Below are 13,341 nucleotides of genomic sequence, written 5' to 3'. Positions count from 1 at the left end.
AGAAAGAGTGCACATTAAATTAATTATCAAGATCAACAAATACTCCACTCATGGTGGTAATTATTTATCGTCTTTCATCAATCAACTAATAGAGCTCTACAAATCTTGTCAACAGCAAAACCCTTGCTCCAAACCAAAAACTGCTTCCCCAAATGATTTTCAGAAACGTCCTACTTAAACCTCGATACAAAAAAGGCCCCGGCAAACGATCTGCCGGGGCCTTCGCATAATCCATCAATCTCTCAGCGGTTAAAGCGCTCCACCAATGAGTATTGCGTGTTGGCGGTGTGGGTCAGCTCCGCACTGAGCGTGGCCGAGCGGCGGGCTTCTTCGGAGGTCTGGTCAGCCAGGTGCGCGATGGTGCTGATGTTGCGGCTGACCTCTTCTGCCACCGAGCTTTGCTCTTCAGTGGCGGCGGCGATCTGGGTGGTCATGTCGGTGATGTTGGCCACCGCGTCGCTGATGCCCACCAGCGCCCTGTCAGCTTCCATGACCTGCTCGACGCCTTCTTCGGCCTGGCGACGGCCAGTGTTCATGGTCTGCACCGCGTTGGTCGCCGTCTGTTGCAGCTTGGCAATGAGGGCATGGATCTGGCCGGTGGATTCGGTGGTGCGTTGCGCCAGTTGGCGGACTTCATCGGCGACGACGGCAAAGCCACGGCCCATCTCGCCCGCGCGGGCGGCTTCGATGGCCGCGTTAAGGGCCAGCAGGTTGGTCTGGTCGGCGATGCCTTTGATGACGTCGACAACGCCGCCGATTTCATCGCTGTCCTTCGCCAGCTGGGTCACGGTCAGGCCGGTTTCGCCCACCGATGTGGACAAGCGCTGGATGGCTTCGCGGGTGTCGCTGGCGATCTCGCGGCCACGGCGGGTCAGCTCGTTGGCCTGCTGGGTGGCGTCAGCGGTGCGCTGCACGTGATTGGCGACTTCCTGGGTGGTCGCGGCCATCTGGTTGACAGCGGTGGCTACTTGTTCGGTTTCGACGCGCTGACGTTCTAGGCCGGTGGAACTGGCCTGCGCCAGGGTGTCGGACTGACGCGCCTGGGCGTTGAGGTGTTCGGCGGTGTCCTGCAGGCGGGTAAGGCAGGTCTTGAGGCGCGCTTCCTGACTGAGGATCGACATTTCCAGCCGTGCTTGTGCGCCGCGACTGTCGGTGTACATCTGCGCGATCAGCGGGTCGGACGTGGTTTGTTCGGCCAGGCGCAGCAGACGCTTGAGGCCACGCTGTTGCCAGCTCAACCCCAGCAGGCCCAGTGGCACGGACAACGCGGCGGCGAGCAGGAAACCCCAATGGGAGTTCAGCCACACGCCAATCAGAAAGCTCACCTGGCTCACCAGAATGAACGGCAGCCAGTCCTGCAGCATCGGCAGCCATTTGTCGCGGCTTGGCACTGCACTTTTGCCGCTGTTCAGGCGTTTGTAGAGTGCTTCGGCGCGACGCACCTGTTCGGCGGTCGGCTTGATGCGCACCGACTCGAAGCCCACGACTTGCTTATTCTCGAAGACCGGCGTGACGTAAGCGTTGACCCAATAATGGTCGCCATTCTTGCAACGGTTCTTGACGATGCCCATCCACGGCAAGCCCTGCTTGAGGGTGGCCCACATGTGTTCGAAAACCGCCGGTGGCACGTCTGGATGGCGCACCGTGTTGTGGGGCGACTTGATCAGTTCATCCTGGGAAAAACCGCTGATTTCAACGAAGGCGTCGTTGCAGTAGGTGATGACGCCGCGGGCATCGGTGGTAGAGATCAACCGTTGCTGCGCCGGGAAGGTCCGTTCGCGTTGAGTGATGGGCTGGTTATTTCGCATGAGCTATTCGATCCAGGAAGGCTGTGAACGGTTATCGGCCCGAAGCGAAAAAAATTAAGCTTTTGTGAACTGCGTCAAAGGTTGGGTGTCACGGGCTTTCTTCAGCGGTCGAACATCGGGTAGGTGAACAGGCTGAAATGCAGCAGGTTCAGGCCAAAGTGGGTGAGCACGGCAGCAGGCAGGCCGCCCAGTCGATAAGCCACCCCGTAACCTGTGCCTGCGATGCCCGCCAGAAGCGCCCATTCCCAGCCAGCGCCGAAGTGCGCCAGGCCGAACAGTGCCGACGCCAGCACGATTGCCAGTGCGTCGTGGTAGGGCAGAGGTTGCAACCACCGTTTGAGGCTGCCCTGCAGGTAACCCCGAAAAAGCAGTTCCTCGGTGAGCGCGACCAGCAGCAGGTTGTGCAACGCCCAGATGCCCGTTTGCTCGGGCCACTTGGGCGACCAGCCGACGACGCCCAGCAACATCGCTGTTGATAAACACGCCGCGGCGGTGACAGGCAGGGCGATGCTGGTGACGCCCAGCCAGCGTCGTGGACCCAACGCGATAAACACCCAGGGGCAAGCGATTGCGATCCAGAAGCCGATGAGGGGCTTGTCGAGATTCAGGTACATCGAATAGGGCGCGGCCTCGGGGCTCAAGCGCACGCCGGCAATCGCCCTTGTGCTGAGGAAACCCGGCCACCAGTGACTGGCCAGCCCCGCTGCGATGGCGATAAACAGGGCGTGGCCGAAGAGGCGGACGGCGCGGTGCTGGAAATGGCTGACGCAGATGGCGGCCATGATCAGCAGTCCGAACGTGACAACCACGGGCACGCTGAGCTGGCCGTAGCGCAGCGCCAGGCAGTAGCCGAGAGAGAGCAGAAAGAGGGTCGTCCAGCGTTGCACCGACATGAAGTCGTCCTTGGGTGTCGGAATAGGCTGGCGATTTTAACGTTGATTAAACGCGTGTGTATGTCGGATCAACGGGGGAGTCGGTCCGAATGTTTTGTTGATGAAGGGCGGAGGTTGTGTAGGGCGTTTCCGATAACGACGGATTGGGTGTGACACGGGTGATTTGCGGTGAGGCAGATGACGCCTTCCCGGCTAAAACCATTCCCACTGAATGAGCACGTGCTTTTAGTAGGACCGGCTTCAGCCGGGAAGGGGCCCAGACAAGCGCCATCGTCTTCTAGCCAGACATCGCCTCAGGACGCAATCAACTGCCGCAGCACATAGTGCAGAATCCCTCCCGCTTTGAAGTATTCCACCTCGTTCAGGGTATCGATCCGGCACAGCACGTCGATGTTTTCCTGCTGGCCATCCTCACGGGTGATCTGCACCGCCAGGCTCATGCCCGGTTTCAGGGTGGCGCCGGTGAGCCCGGTGATGTTCAGCACTTCCTTGCCGGTCAGGCCCAAGGTTTTGCGGCTTTCGCCAGCCTTGAACTGCAGGGGCAGGACGCCCATGCCAACCAGGTTGGAACGGTGGATACGCTCGAAGCTCTCGGCAATCACCGCTTTGACCCCCAACAGATTCGTGCCTTTCGCCGCCCAGTCGCGACTGGACCCCGTGCCGTATTCCTGGCCGGCAATGACCACCAGCGGCGTGCCTTCTTCCTGATAACGCATCGCTGCGTCATAGATCGGCAACTTCTCGTCAGTGGGCACGTGGAGGGTGTAGCCGCCTTCTTCGCCGCCGAGCATTTCGTTGCGGATGCGGATGTTGGCGAAGGTGCCGCGCATCATCACTTCATGATTGCCGCGCCGCGAGCCATACGAGTTGAAGTCTTTGTACTCCACGCCCTTGCTGCGCAGATAACGCCCGGCCGGGCTGTCGAGTTTGATGTTGCCGGCGGGGGAGATGTGGTCTGTGGTCACCGAGTCGCCCAGCACCGCCAGCACGCGAGCCTGCTGCACGTCGGCGATGACCGGCAATGGCCCGGCGACGTCCTCGAAGAACGGCGGGTGCTGGATGTACGTCGAATCCGGCTGCCAGACGTAGGTCGCCGCCTCGGGCACCTCAATCGCCTGCCACTGCGCGTCACCGGCGAAGACTTCGGCGTATTCCTTGTGGAACATGCCGGTGCTGACGTTCATGACCGCGTCGGCAATCTCCTGTTGGCTCGGCCAGATGTCACGCAGGTACACCGGCTGGCCGTCGCTGCCTTCACCCAGGGGTTCGCTGCTCAGGTCGGTGCGCACGGTGCCGGCCAACGCGTAAGCGACCACCAGCGGCGGTGAGGCCAGCCAGTTGGTTTTCACCAGCGGGTGCACGCGGCCTTCGAAATTGCGGTTGCCCGACAGCACCGACGCGACGGTCAGGTCCGATTGCTGAATGGCTTTTTCAATGGGGTCAGGAAGCGGTCCGGAGTTGCCGATGCAGGTGGTGCAGCCATAACCCACCAGGTCGAAGCCCAACTGATCGAGATACTGGGTGAGACCGGCCGCGTTGTAGTAATCGGTCACGACCTTTGAGCCGGGTGCGAGCGAACTCTTCACCCACGGTTTGCGCTGCAGGCCTTTCTCGACGGCCTTTTTCGCCAGCAGACCGGCCGCCATCATCACGCTCGGGTTGGACGTGTTGGTGCAGGAAGTAATGGCAGCGATGACCACCGCGCCGTTTTTCAGGCGATAGGTCTGGCCGTTGTATTCATACTCAGCCTCGCCGATCTGAGCGGCGTTGCCTACCGCGACACCGCCGCCGCCTTCGCTTTCCAGTCGGCCTTCTTCGTGCTTGCTCGGGCTGACCGCGAGCCCCAGGAAGTCGCTGAAGGCCTTGGACACATCGGGAAGGGCGACGCGGTCTTGTGGACGTTTCGGGCCGGCGAGGCTGGCGACCACCGAGCCCATGTCCAGCTCCAGCGCATCGGTGAACGCCGGCTCCTGACCGGGCAGGCGCCAGAGGCCCTGGGCCTTGCAGTAGGCCTCGACCAATTGCACCGTTTCGTCCGGACGCCCCGACAGGCGCAGGTAATCCAGGGTGACGTCGTCGACCGGGAAGAACCCGCACGTCGCGCCGTATTCCGGGGCCATGTTGGCGATGGTGGCGCGATCCGCCAGTGGCAGGTCCGCCAGGCCGTCGCCGTAGAATTCAACGAACTTACCGACCACGCCTTTCTTGCGCAGCATTTGGGTCACGGTCAGCACCAGGTCGGTGGCGGTGATGCCTTCGCGCAGTTTGCCGCTGAGCTTAAAGCCGATGACTTCCGGAATCAGCATCGACACCGGTTGGCCGAGCATGGCCGCTTCCGCTTCGATACCGCCGACGCCCCAGCCGAGTACGCCAAGGCCGTTGATCATTGTGGTGTGCGAATCGGTACCGACCAGCGTGTCGGGGAAGGCGTAGGTGCGGCCGTCCTCTTCCTTGGTCCACACGGTGCGGCCGAGGTATTCCAGGTTGACCTGATGGCAGATCCCGGTGCCCGGTGGCACCACGCTGAAATTATCGAATGCATTCTGGCCCCAGCGCAGGAACGCGTAACGCTCGCCGTTGCGCTGCATTTCGATGTCGACGTTCTCGCCGAAGGCCTTGTCGTCGCCGAAACGGTCGACCATGACCGAGTGATCGATGACCAGATCCACCGGCGACAGCGGGTTGATGCGCTGGGGATCGCCACCGGCCTTGGCCACGGCGGCGCGCATGGCGGCGAGGTCAACCACGGCCGGCACGCCGGTGAAATCCTGCATCAGCACGCGCGCGGGGCGGTACTGGATTTCCCGATCGGATTTGCGCTCGATCAGCCAGTCGGCGAGGGCCTTGAGGTCGTCGCCGGTCACCGTGTGGTTGTCTTCCCAGCGCAGCAGGTTTTCCAGGAGCACCTTGAGCGACATCGGCAGTTTGTCGAGATCGCCCAGCGTGCGCGCGGCATCCGGGAGGCTGAAGTAGTGGTAGGTCTTGTTGCTGACTTCGAGGGTTTTGAGGCTTTTCAGGCTATCGAGGGAGGGCATGACTGACTCCTTGACGGTCCGTGCAGTACGCGCGGACGGGCGATCGACGGTAAGACGGGCTTGCAGCAGCGCTCTGGTCGGCGCCTTTAAGTGATCGTTGAGTAGTACTGGACCCACCGGCTGAGCCAGTGGTTCCTGATTCGGCTATCATGCGCCGCTTTCAAGTCATTGAGGTTAATCCTCATGTACAGCTTGCGCCGCGACCCGATTCGTGGCGCGCGAGGAGACCGTCCCGTGAACACCCTTTTCATGCATTGCCGCCCCGGCTTCGAAAGCGAGGTCTGCTCGGAACTCAGCGAACACGCCGCCCGCCTTGAGGTGTCCGGCTACGCCAAGGCCAAGACCGACACCGCCTGTGCCGAATTCATCTGCACCGAGGCCGATGGCGCCGAGCGGCTGATGAACAGCCTGAAGTTCCGCGAGCTGATTTTCCCCCGGCAGTGGGCCCGTGGTGTGTTTGTCCAGCTGCCCGAAACCGACCGCATCAGCGTGATCCTCGAGCACATGGCCGGGTTTGCGCCGTGCGGCAGCCTGTGGCTGGAAGTGGTCGACACCAACGACGGCAAGGAGCTCTCGACCTTCTGCCGCAAGTTCGAGGCGCCGTTGCGCAAGGCGCTGGAGAAGGCCGGCAAACTGGTCGACAACCCGAGCCTGCCGCGCCTGCTGCTGACGTTTAAAAGCGGGCGCGAGGTGTTTCTCGGTCTGGCCGACGCGAGTAACTCGGCGATGTGGCCCATGGGGATTCCGCGTCTGAAGTTTCCCCGGGAAGCGCCCAGCCGCTCCACCCTCAAGCTCGAAGAGGCCTGGCACCACTTCATCCCCCGGGATCAGTGGGACGAGCGTCTGTCGGGCGACATGACCGGTGTCGACCTCGGTGCAGCGCCCGGTGGCTGGACATACCAACTGGTGCGGCGCGGCATGCTGGTCACCGCCATCGACAACGGACCGATGGCCGAAAGCCTTATGGACACCGGGCTGGTGCAGCACTTGATGGCGGACGGCTTCACCTTCAAGCCGCGTCAGCCGGTGGACTGGATGGTCTGCGACATCGTCGAAAAGCCCGCACGTAACGCCGCGCTGCTGGAAACCTGGCTGGGCGAAGGTCTGTGCCGCGAGGCGGTGGTCAATCTCAAGTTGCCGATGAAGCAGCGTTATGCCGAAGTGCGACGCCTGCTGGAGCGCATCGAAGACGGCTTCAAGGCGCGCGGCGTCAAGGTCGCCATCGGTTGCAAACAGCTGTACCACGACCGCGAAGAAGTGACCTGCCATCTGCGGCGGCTGGACATGAAACGCAAGGGCTGATCCGCCCATTACGCGTCCGAAACGTCGCGCCAGACGCCGATCATTGCAGGCGCGCGCTTACCCGCGAATGCGGTGTGTCAGGCGCTGCGTGAGTGACAGATTAATGGGTTCGCCAGCAAGCCGGCTCCTACGGATGGGGGGTATGGCGACGATCCCACGTGTTGCTACGGTCCCGTATACGCCTGTGGATTTCGACAGTGCGACGATCTCGCTCAGGCTGACGATTCTCGACAGTGCGCCGGTCCCCGTAGGAGCCGGCTTGCTGGCGAACGCGGTTGATGAGACGACATCTTCACACCTGACCCATCGCATTCGCGGGCAAGCGCGCTCCTACAATTGTTTGTGGGGTGTCAGGTCACTATTCGTGGTTGATCCATCGCGTTCGCCAGCAAGCCGGCTCCTACGGATGGGGGGTATGGCGACGATCCCACGTGTTGCTACGGTCCCGTAGACGCCTGCGGATTTCGAGAGTGCAACGACCTCGCTCAGGCTGACGATTCCCGACAGTGCGCCGGTCCCCGTAGGAGCCGGCTTGCTGGCGAATGAGGTTGATGAGACGACATCTTCACACCTGACCCATCGCATTCGCGGGCAAGCGCGCTCCTACAATTGTTTGTGGGGTGTCAGGTCAAAATGCGTGGTTGATCCATGGGGTTCGCCAGCAAGCCGGCTTCTGCGGATTCACATCGTTGGCGTGGCGTTTTTCGCGCCAGGCGTTATCTCGAATCGTCTCTGATCGACGCGCACGGGCACGCTGTCCATAATCAGCGTGCGCGCCCGCGGGGCGAAGAGAAGGGGAGACGCAATGAGCGCTGAACACAATGGACCTGACGCCGACATCCTCATCGTCGGCGGTGGTCTCAGCGGCACGATGCTGGCGGTGCAGCTACTGCGCCTGCCGGGACAACGGCGCATCGTCATCGTCGAGTTACGCAGCGAGTTGGGCCGGGGCGAAGCCTACAGCGCCACCGAACCGGGCCATACGTTGAATGGCAACGCCGCACGCATGAGCGTCGACCCCGACGACGGCGATGATCTCACCCGCTGGCTGACCGACTACATCGCCGCCGGCAGCTGGCCGGAATCTGATCAGCAGCACGTGCCGGTGGCCGAGCTGTTTCCGCCGCGGGGGATTTTCGGTCTGTACGTCCAGCAGCGCCTGGCCGAGGCTCGGGCGGCCGGCGAGCGTCACGGCTCGACCGTCGAACACGTGCGTGGCGAGGTAACCGACCTGCAGACTGACGTAACCGGCGTGCGCCTGACCCTCGCCAGCGGCTTTCACCTGACCGGCCGCTTCGGTGTGCTGGCAACGGGCATGTTTGCCGCCGCACGCACGCCTCAGCGCGATTCAAATGCCCTCAACGCTGCCGCTGTCGATCCGTGGGACGTAAGCGCCATGCGCCAGCTCGACCCCCAGGGCCGAGTGCTGATCATCGGCTCGGGCCTGACCATGGTCGACGCCGTGGTGTCCCTGGAGCAAGCCGGTCACCGGGGGCCTATCGACGTGTTTTCCCGTCACGGTCTGCTGCCCCACGTGCGCCGTCAGCCGCCGATGTGGCCGGACTTCCTCGCTGCTGATCCAGGCATTTGCAGTACCCGGCAACTGGTCCGGGCCTTGCGCGAGCAGTGCGCGCAAGCGATGGAGCAGGGCATCGACTGGCAGGCGCCCCTCGACACCGTGCGTGTGCATATTCCTCGGCTGTGGAGTCAGGCGTCCGACCTGCAAAGGCGCCAATTTGTACGCCACGTCCGGCCGTGGTGGGAAAGCCATCACCACCGCTCGCCGCCGCCCAGTGCGCAGTTGCTGGAGCGGCTGATCGATGAAGGGCGCTTGCATATCCACGCGGCCTCGTTGCTCAGCGTTGAGGGCTTTGAGGGCGGACAGATCTGCATCACCGTTCGCTATCGCGGGCAAGCCATGGCCACCACGGAGCGTGGCACAGCGCTCATCAACTCGACCGGCATTCAATACGACTGGCGCCGGGTTGATCGTGCCTTGCCGCGCAATCTGCTGGCGCGCGGCCTGATTCAGCCGGGGCCGCTGGCGCTGGGCATTGCTGCCGATGCCGGAGGTGCTGTCACGGACGCCGAAGGGCGACACTCCTCGCGGTTGTTCGCCATGGGCCCGCCCTTGCGCGGCCTGTGGTGGGAAAGCACCGCCGTGACCGACGTGGCGTTGCAAGCCAAAGCGCTGGCGGCACGATTGGCGGCGTTGAGCACCGTACCGTCATGAAGCCGCAGGAGATTGTGTCGACCACGACACAATTTCCGCGCCCCCTCCTAAAGCACGCTCCGAACGAGCCGAAAGCCCATTATCGACCCGGTAAGACCGCCCGCTTCTCATCGCGAGGCGACAGGGACGTCAGCGACCGGACAGGGCTATGGAGGCCATCTTTCATGTTGAGCTTGAGTTTCAGAAATCCCGCCGAAGCGGCGATGCTCATGCCGCAAACGGCTACGTCAAACCCCCTCGGCACTGACGACCCGCAGCAGACCCTCAGTGCCGCCGATCAGGTGCGTGAGGGCATCGAAGTGCTGCTGTCCCCGGATGCGCAGAAGGCGGCGAAGAAGGGTGACAAGAACGCCGACATCGACGCCACGAACCTCCCTGACCGGATCAAGGAGCAGCTCAAGCTGATCCGCTCGATTCAGGAGCGCATCGCCAAACGCATGCAGGACATGCAGGCGTTCATGAGCGACCGGTCGCTCTCGCCCCGCGCCCGGGAAGGCAAACTGCGCCAGTTGCAAATGGAAATCATGGCCATGACCCACTCGCTCATGCAGGCCACCAACCAGCTCAATCAAGCGATGCAGCAGATGCATCTGTCACTGGCCGACCAGACCCTCGCCGGCACCCTGGTCAGCCCGCAAAACCTTCAATCCTGATCCAGCAGGCGCGGCCCGGCGCCTTGCTCGCTCAGGCTGTCGCCGAAGTTGCGCAGCGGGCAGGCCTCCATCGACAGGCAGCCGCAGCCGATGCAGCCATTGAGCTGGTCGCGCAGGGCGGTGAGGCGGTTGATGCGTTCATCCAGATCGGTTTTCCAGCGCTCGGACAGGCGCGTCCAGTCGTCAAGACTGGGCGGGCGGTCCTGGGGCAGGGTTTGCAACGCCGTCTGGATCGTCCCCAACGGGATGCCCAGGCGCTGGGCGGTTTTGATCAATGCCACCCGACGCAGCACGTCCCGGGGGTAGCGACGTTGATTGCCGGCGTTGCGCTGGCTGCTGATCAGGCCCTTGGCTTCGTAAAAGCGCAGCGCAGTGATGGCCACGCCGCTGCGCGCGGACAGTTGGCCGACGGTGAGTTCGCGGGCGATGGGTGGGTTGTCCTGGGTGAGCATGCCGTCTTCCTGTGTGCCGAACGATGCTTGACCTCCAGTTAACTGGAGGTTTTATCCTGCGCAGCATCCCTTGCCGGGATCGACCTGGCAAGTGGCGCACCGGCGCAAGAAACGTATGGGGCAATGCCGGTTCGCGCCGCATCCTGTTCAGCATCAACCGTCATCCGTGGAGAACGTTCATGACACCCGCAGCCGCTAATCTTCCATTCAGTCAATTCGTTGAGTTCGCCGTCGACCCGCACCATCAGGCCGGGCTGGTCGGGGCGCTCCACGAGCGTTTCGATCAATTCACCCGCACCTACCCAGGCTTTGTCCGCGCCAGCGTGCAGGTCAGCGAAGACCGTCAGCGAGTGCTGAGCCACGTGCAATGGCGGTCGAAGACCGACTGCGAGCGCGCGTTCGAAAACGCCGAGCAGGGCGAAGGGGACCTGTGGGAGTTGATTCGTCGACACCGGGCGACGTCGATGATCTTCAACGCGTACGAAGTGGCAGGGGAAATCGTAGGACCGCGTCAGGTGTGAACGCAGTCCCACAGGTAGCATGGCTGTGGGCTCACACCGATAAGTGCAGCATCCGCTCACCTTGGGTCTGCTCACCGGGACGGCGCTTGTTGACGGCCAGTTCGCCGATCTTGATCAGCCGCGCGCGCACGACATTGCGGCTCAATCCCAGCAACTGCGCGGTGTGCACCTGGTTGTAGTGGCTGAAGCGATAGGCCGCGCGCAGCAAGGCGTCTTCGACCTTCTCGTGCAGCGCGCCGGCCTGCTCCTCGAACAGACGCTGGAACGCCCGGGCCAGCAGCGCTTCGGTTGAATCGTCGACGGCGGGAGCTGCATCTTCCTGGCGCTCAAGGCGCAGGTTGGACAGTCGCAGATCGCTGGACTGAATCACGCCATTGCGGCAGATCAGCAGGGTGTGGTGAATGACGTTTTCCAGCTCGCGAATATTCCCCGGCCAGCCGTAGGTGCGCAGCTTGTGCTCGGCGTCGGCGCTGATCTGGATCGGCCCGCAACCCAGACGCTGGCTGTAGACGTCGATGAAGTGCCGGCTCAGCGGCATGATGTCGCCGGGCCGTTCGCGCAGCGTGCTCAGCTCCAGATTGACGACGTTGAGGCGATAGAACAGGTCTTCGCGAAAGTGCCCGGCGTTGATGGCGCGTTCCAGTTGCACATTGGTCGCCGCTAGCACACGCACGTTGATCGGCGTGCTCTTGCGCGAGCCCAGCCGCACCACTTCGCGCTCCTGCAGGACGCGCAGCAGCTTGACCTGGATCGCCAGCGGCAGGTCGCCGATTTCGTCGAGAAACAGCGTGCCGCCGTTGGCTTCTTCAAACCAGCCGGCCTTGGCGGTGAGGGCGCCGGTGAACGCGCCTTTTTCCTGGCCGAACAGCTCGGCTTCCACCAGCGACTCAGAAAACGCGCCGCAGTTGACCGCCACAAACGGCTGGTGACGGCGGCTGCTCAGGTTGTGAATGTGACGCGCCACCAGCTCTTTGCCGGTGCCGGTTTCGCCGATGATCAGCACGCTGGCATCGCTGGGCGCGACTTGTTCGATGTGGGCCAGCAGCGCCTGGGATCTCGGGTCTTCGAACACCTGCGCTGTGGCGCGGATCGACGTGGCCAGGGCCGGCGAGGGCGGTAGGGTCAATAGCTGCATGGGGGTCACTTGTGGTTGGAACGGTAAGCTGGCTGTCATGGAGGACTCCTTGTCGCGGTCGCAGCTGTCGCGCTGGCAAATCAACCGCTTCCCGCGTGCTACGCGGGCGCGCAGCGCGCGGTTGTTTCCAGGGCGGCGGTGAAACTTACCTCTGCGGCGGCAAGTCGTTGGCGATCATCTCGCCGAACGGGCCGGTGAGGTTAGTGATGCCGCGGCCTGCCAGGCTGCGATACGGCTCGGGCAGTAGCGGGAACACCAGTTCGGCGAAGCGGTAGGCCTCTTCCAGATGCGGATAGCCGGAGAAGATGAAGCTTTCGATACCCAGGTCGGCGTACTCCTTGATTCGCTCGGCAACTTCCTGGGGATTACCGACCAGCGCCGTGCCCGCACCGCCCCGTACCAGGCCGACGCCGGCCCACAGGTTGGGGGCGATTTCCAGGTTGTCGCGACGCCCGTCGTGCAATGCGGCCATGCGGCGCTGGCCTTCGGAGTCGAAACGCGAAAAGGATTTTTGCGCGGCAGCGATGGTTTCGTCGCTGATGTGCTCGATCAGGGTGTCGGCGGCTTTCCAGGCTTCTTCGCTGGTTTCACGGACGATCACGTGCAGACGGATGCCGAACTTGACGGTGCGGCCGTTGCGTGCGGCTCGCTCACGCACGTCCGCCAGCTTCTCGGCCACGGCGGCAGGGGGCTCGCCCCAGGTGAGATAAACGTCGACCTGCTCGGCGGCCAGCTCGTGGGCGGCCTCGGATGAGCCACCAAAATACAGCGGCGGATAGGGCTTCTGGATCGGCGGATACAGGGCTTTGGCGTTCTGCACTCTCAGGTGCTTGCCTTCGAAGTCCACGGCTTCGCCCTGCAATACGCGGCGCCAGATCTTCAGGAATTCGTCGGTGACTTCGTAGCGTTCGCTGTGATCGAGGAAGCTGCCATCGCCACGGTTTTCATCCGGGTCGCCACCGGTCACAACGTTGATCAGCAGGCGTCCGCCGGACAGACGATCCAGCGTCGCGGCCATGCGCGCGGAGACGGTCGGAGAGATGATCCCCGGACGAATCGCCACCAGATAACGCAGGCGCTCGGTCAGCGGCACGAGGGCTGACGCGATTACCCAGGAGTCTTCGCAGGAGCGGCCGGTCGGAATCAGCACGCCGTGGTAACCCAGATCGTCGGCGGCCTGGGCGACCTGCTTCAGGTAATTGAGCGTGACCGGGCGCGCGCCCTTGGTCGTGCCCAGGTAATGGCCGTCGCCGTGTGTCGGTAGAAACCAGAAAACATCCATGAGAAATCCTTCGAGCGGAATCGGTGG

The 13,341-nt window shown here is 62.9% G+C and carries 10 protein-coding genes; 4 read left to right on the top strand and 6 right to left on the bottom strand.

Annotated features, from left to right (window positions below; genetic code table 11):
- Positions 1–242 precede the first annotated feature (242 nt).
- From EC919_RS18225 to acnA, 3 genes are all read right to left on the bottom strand, one after another.
- Positions 243–1,808: a methyl-accepting chemotaxis protein gene (locus EC919_RS18225; RefSeq protein ID WP_133775812.1), complete on the bottom strand. Its 1,566-nt coding sequence runs from the start codon at positions 1,806–1,808 to the stop codon at positions 243–245.
- 101 nt (positions 1,809–1,909) lie between these two features.
- Complete coding sequence (locus EC919_RS18220) at positions 1,910–2,701, bottom strand: CPBP family intramembrane glutamic endopeptidase (RefSeq protein WP_133775811.1); 792 nt, start codon at positions 2,699–2,701, stop codon at positions 1,910–1,912.
- Between the two features lie 293 nt (positions 2,702–2,994).
- Complete coding sequence (acnA, locus tag EC919_RS18215; protein ID WP_133775810.1) at positions 2,995–5,736, bottom strand: aconitate hydratase AcnA; 2,742 nt, start codon at positions 5,734–5,736, stop codon at positions 2,995–2,997.
- Between the two features lie 234 nt (positions 5,737–5,970).
- On the opposite strand from acnA, the gene rlmM reads away from it, so the two are divergent.
- From rlmM to EC919_RS18200, 3 genes are all read left to right on the top strand, one after another.
- Positions 5,971–7,038, top strand: a complete 1,068-nt coding sequence (gene rlmM / locus EC919_RS18210; protein ID WP_133775809.1) for a 23S rRNA (cytidine(2498)-2'-O)-methyltransferase RlmM — start codon at positions 5,971–5,973, stop codon at positions 7,036–7,038.
- Between the two features lie 805 nt (positions 7,039–7,843).
- Positions 7,844–9,271, top strand: a complete 1,428-nt coding sequence (locus EC919_RS18205) for an FAD/NAD(P)-binding protein (protein ID WP_133775808.1) — start codon at positions 7,844–7,846, stop codon at positions 9,269–9,271.
- A 164-nt stretch (positions 9,272–9,435) separates the two neighbouring features.
- Positions 9,436–9,924, top strand: coding sequence for a hypothetical protein (locus tag EC919_RS18200; RefSeq protein WP_133775807.1), 489 nt, complete (start codon positions 9,436–9,438; stop codon positions 9,922–9,924).
- Here the strand turns inward: EC919_RS18200 and soxR are convergent.
- Positions 9,915–10,376, bottom strand: coding sequence for a redox-sensitive transcriptional activator SoxR (soxR, locus tag EC919_RS18195; protein ID WP_133775806.1), 462 nt, complete (start codon positions 10,374–10,376; stop codon positions 9,915–9,917). The genes EC919_RS18200 and soxR overlap by 10 nt on opposite strands.
- A 179-nt stretch (positions 10,377–10,555) precedes the next feature.
- Here soxR and EC919_RS18190 point away from each other — a divergent pair, with 179 nt between their 5' ends.
- The gene (locus tag EC919_RS18190) at positions 10,556–10,897 is read left to right on the top strand and encodes an antibiotic biosynthesis monooxygenase (RefSeq protein WP_166650581.1); all 342 of its coding nucleotides are present in this window, start codon (positions 10,556–10,558) and stop codon (positions 10,895–10,897) included.
- 31 nt (positions 10,898–10,928) lie between these two features.
- Here the strand turns inward: EC919_RS18190 and EC919_RS18185 are convergent, their stop codons facing one another.
- Together EC919_RS18185 and ssuD are read right to left on the bottom strand one after the other, a co-directional pair.
- Positions 10,929–12,032 carry a sigma-54 interaction domain-containing protein gene (locus tag EC919_RS18185; RefSeq protein WP_133775970.1) on the bottom strand — a complete coding sequence of 368 codons (1,104 nt, stop codon included), beginning with the start codon at positions 12,030–12,032 and terminating at the stop codon, positions 10,929–10,931.
- 145 nt (positions 12,033–12,177) lie between these two features.
- The gene (ssuD, locus tag EC919_RS18180; RefSeq protein ID WP_133775804.1) at positions 12,178–13,314 is read right to left on the bottom strand and encodes an FMNH2-dependent alkanesulfonate monooxygenase; all 1,137 of its coding nucleotides are present in this window, start codon (positions 13,312–13,314) and stop codon (positions 12,178–12,180) included.
- Positions 13,315–13,341: the final 27 nt, after the last annotated feature.

Origin of the sequence: Pseudomonas graminis (genome assembly GCF_004364335.1) — a bacterium.
Taxonomy (GTDB): domain Bacteria; phylum Pseudomonadota; class Gammaproteobacteria; order Pseudomonadales; family Pseudomonadaceae; genus Aquipseudomonas; species Aquipseudomonas graminis_D.
Note: the sequence above shows the minus strand (reverse complement) of the source record. Positions and strands in the feature narration are given on the sequence as shown.

Bases quoted from the DNA above. Each gene is read 5' to 3' on its own strand.
- EC919_RS18225 (WP_133775812.1), bottom strand. From the start codon at position 1,808: ATGCGAAATAACCAGCCCATCACTCAACGCGAACGGACCTTCCCGGCG.
- EC919_RS18220 (WP_133775811.1), bottom strand. From the start codon at position 2,701: ATGTCGGTGCAACGCTGGACGACCCTCTTTCTGCTCTCTCTCGGCTAC.
- acnA (WP_133775810.1), bottom strand. From the start codon at position 5,736: ATGCCCTCCCTCGATAGCCTGAAAAGCCTCAAAACCCTCGAAGTCAGC.
- EC919_RS18205 (WP_133775808.1), top strand. From the start codon at position 7,844: ATGAGCGCTGAACACAATGGACCTGACGCCGACATCCTCATCGTCGGC.
- EC919_RS18200 (WP_133775807.1), top strand. From the start codon at position 9,436: ATGTTGAGCTTGAGTTTCAGAAATCCCGCCGAAGCGGCGATGCTCATG.
- soxR (WP_133775806.1), bottom strand. From the start codon at position 10,376: ATGCTCACCCAGGACAACCCACCCATCGCCCGCGAACTCACCGTCGGC.
- EC919_RS18190 (WP_166650581.1), top strand. From the start codon at position 10,556: ATGACACCCGCAGCCGCTAATCTTCCATTCAGTCAATTCGTTGAGTTC.
- EC919_RS18185 (WP_133775970.1), bottom strand. From the start codon at position 12,032: ATGCAGCTATTGACCCTACCGCCCTCGCCGGCCCTGGCCACGTCGATC.
- ssuD (WP_133775804.1), bottom strand. From the start codon at position 13,314: ATGGATGTTTTCTGGTTTCTACCGACACACGGCGACGGCCATTACCTG.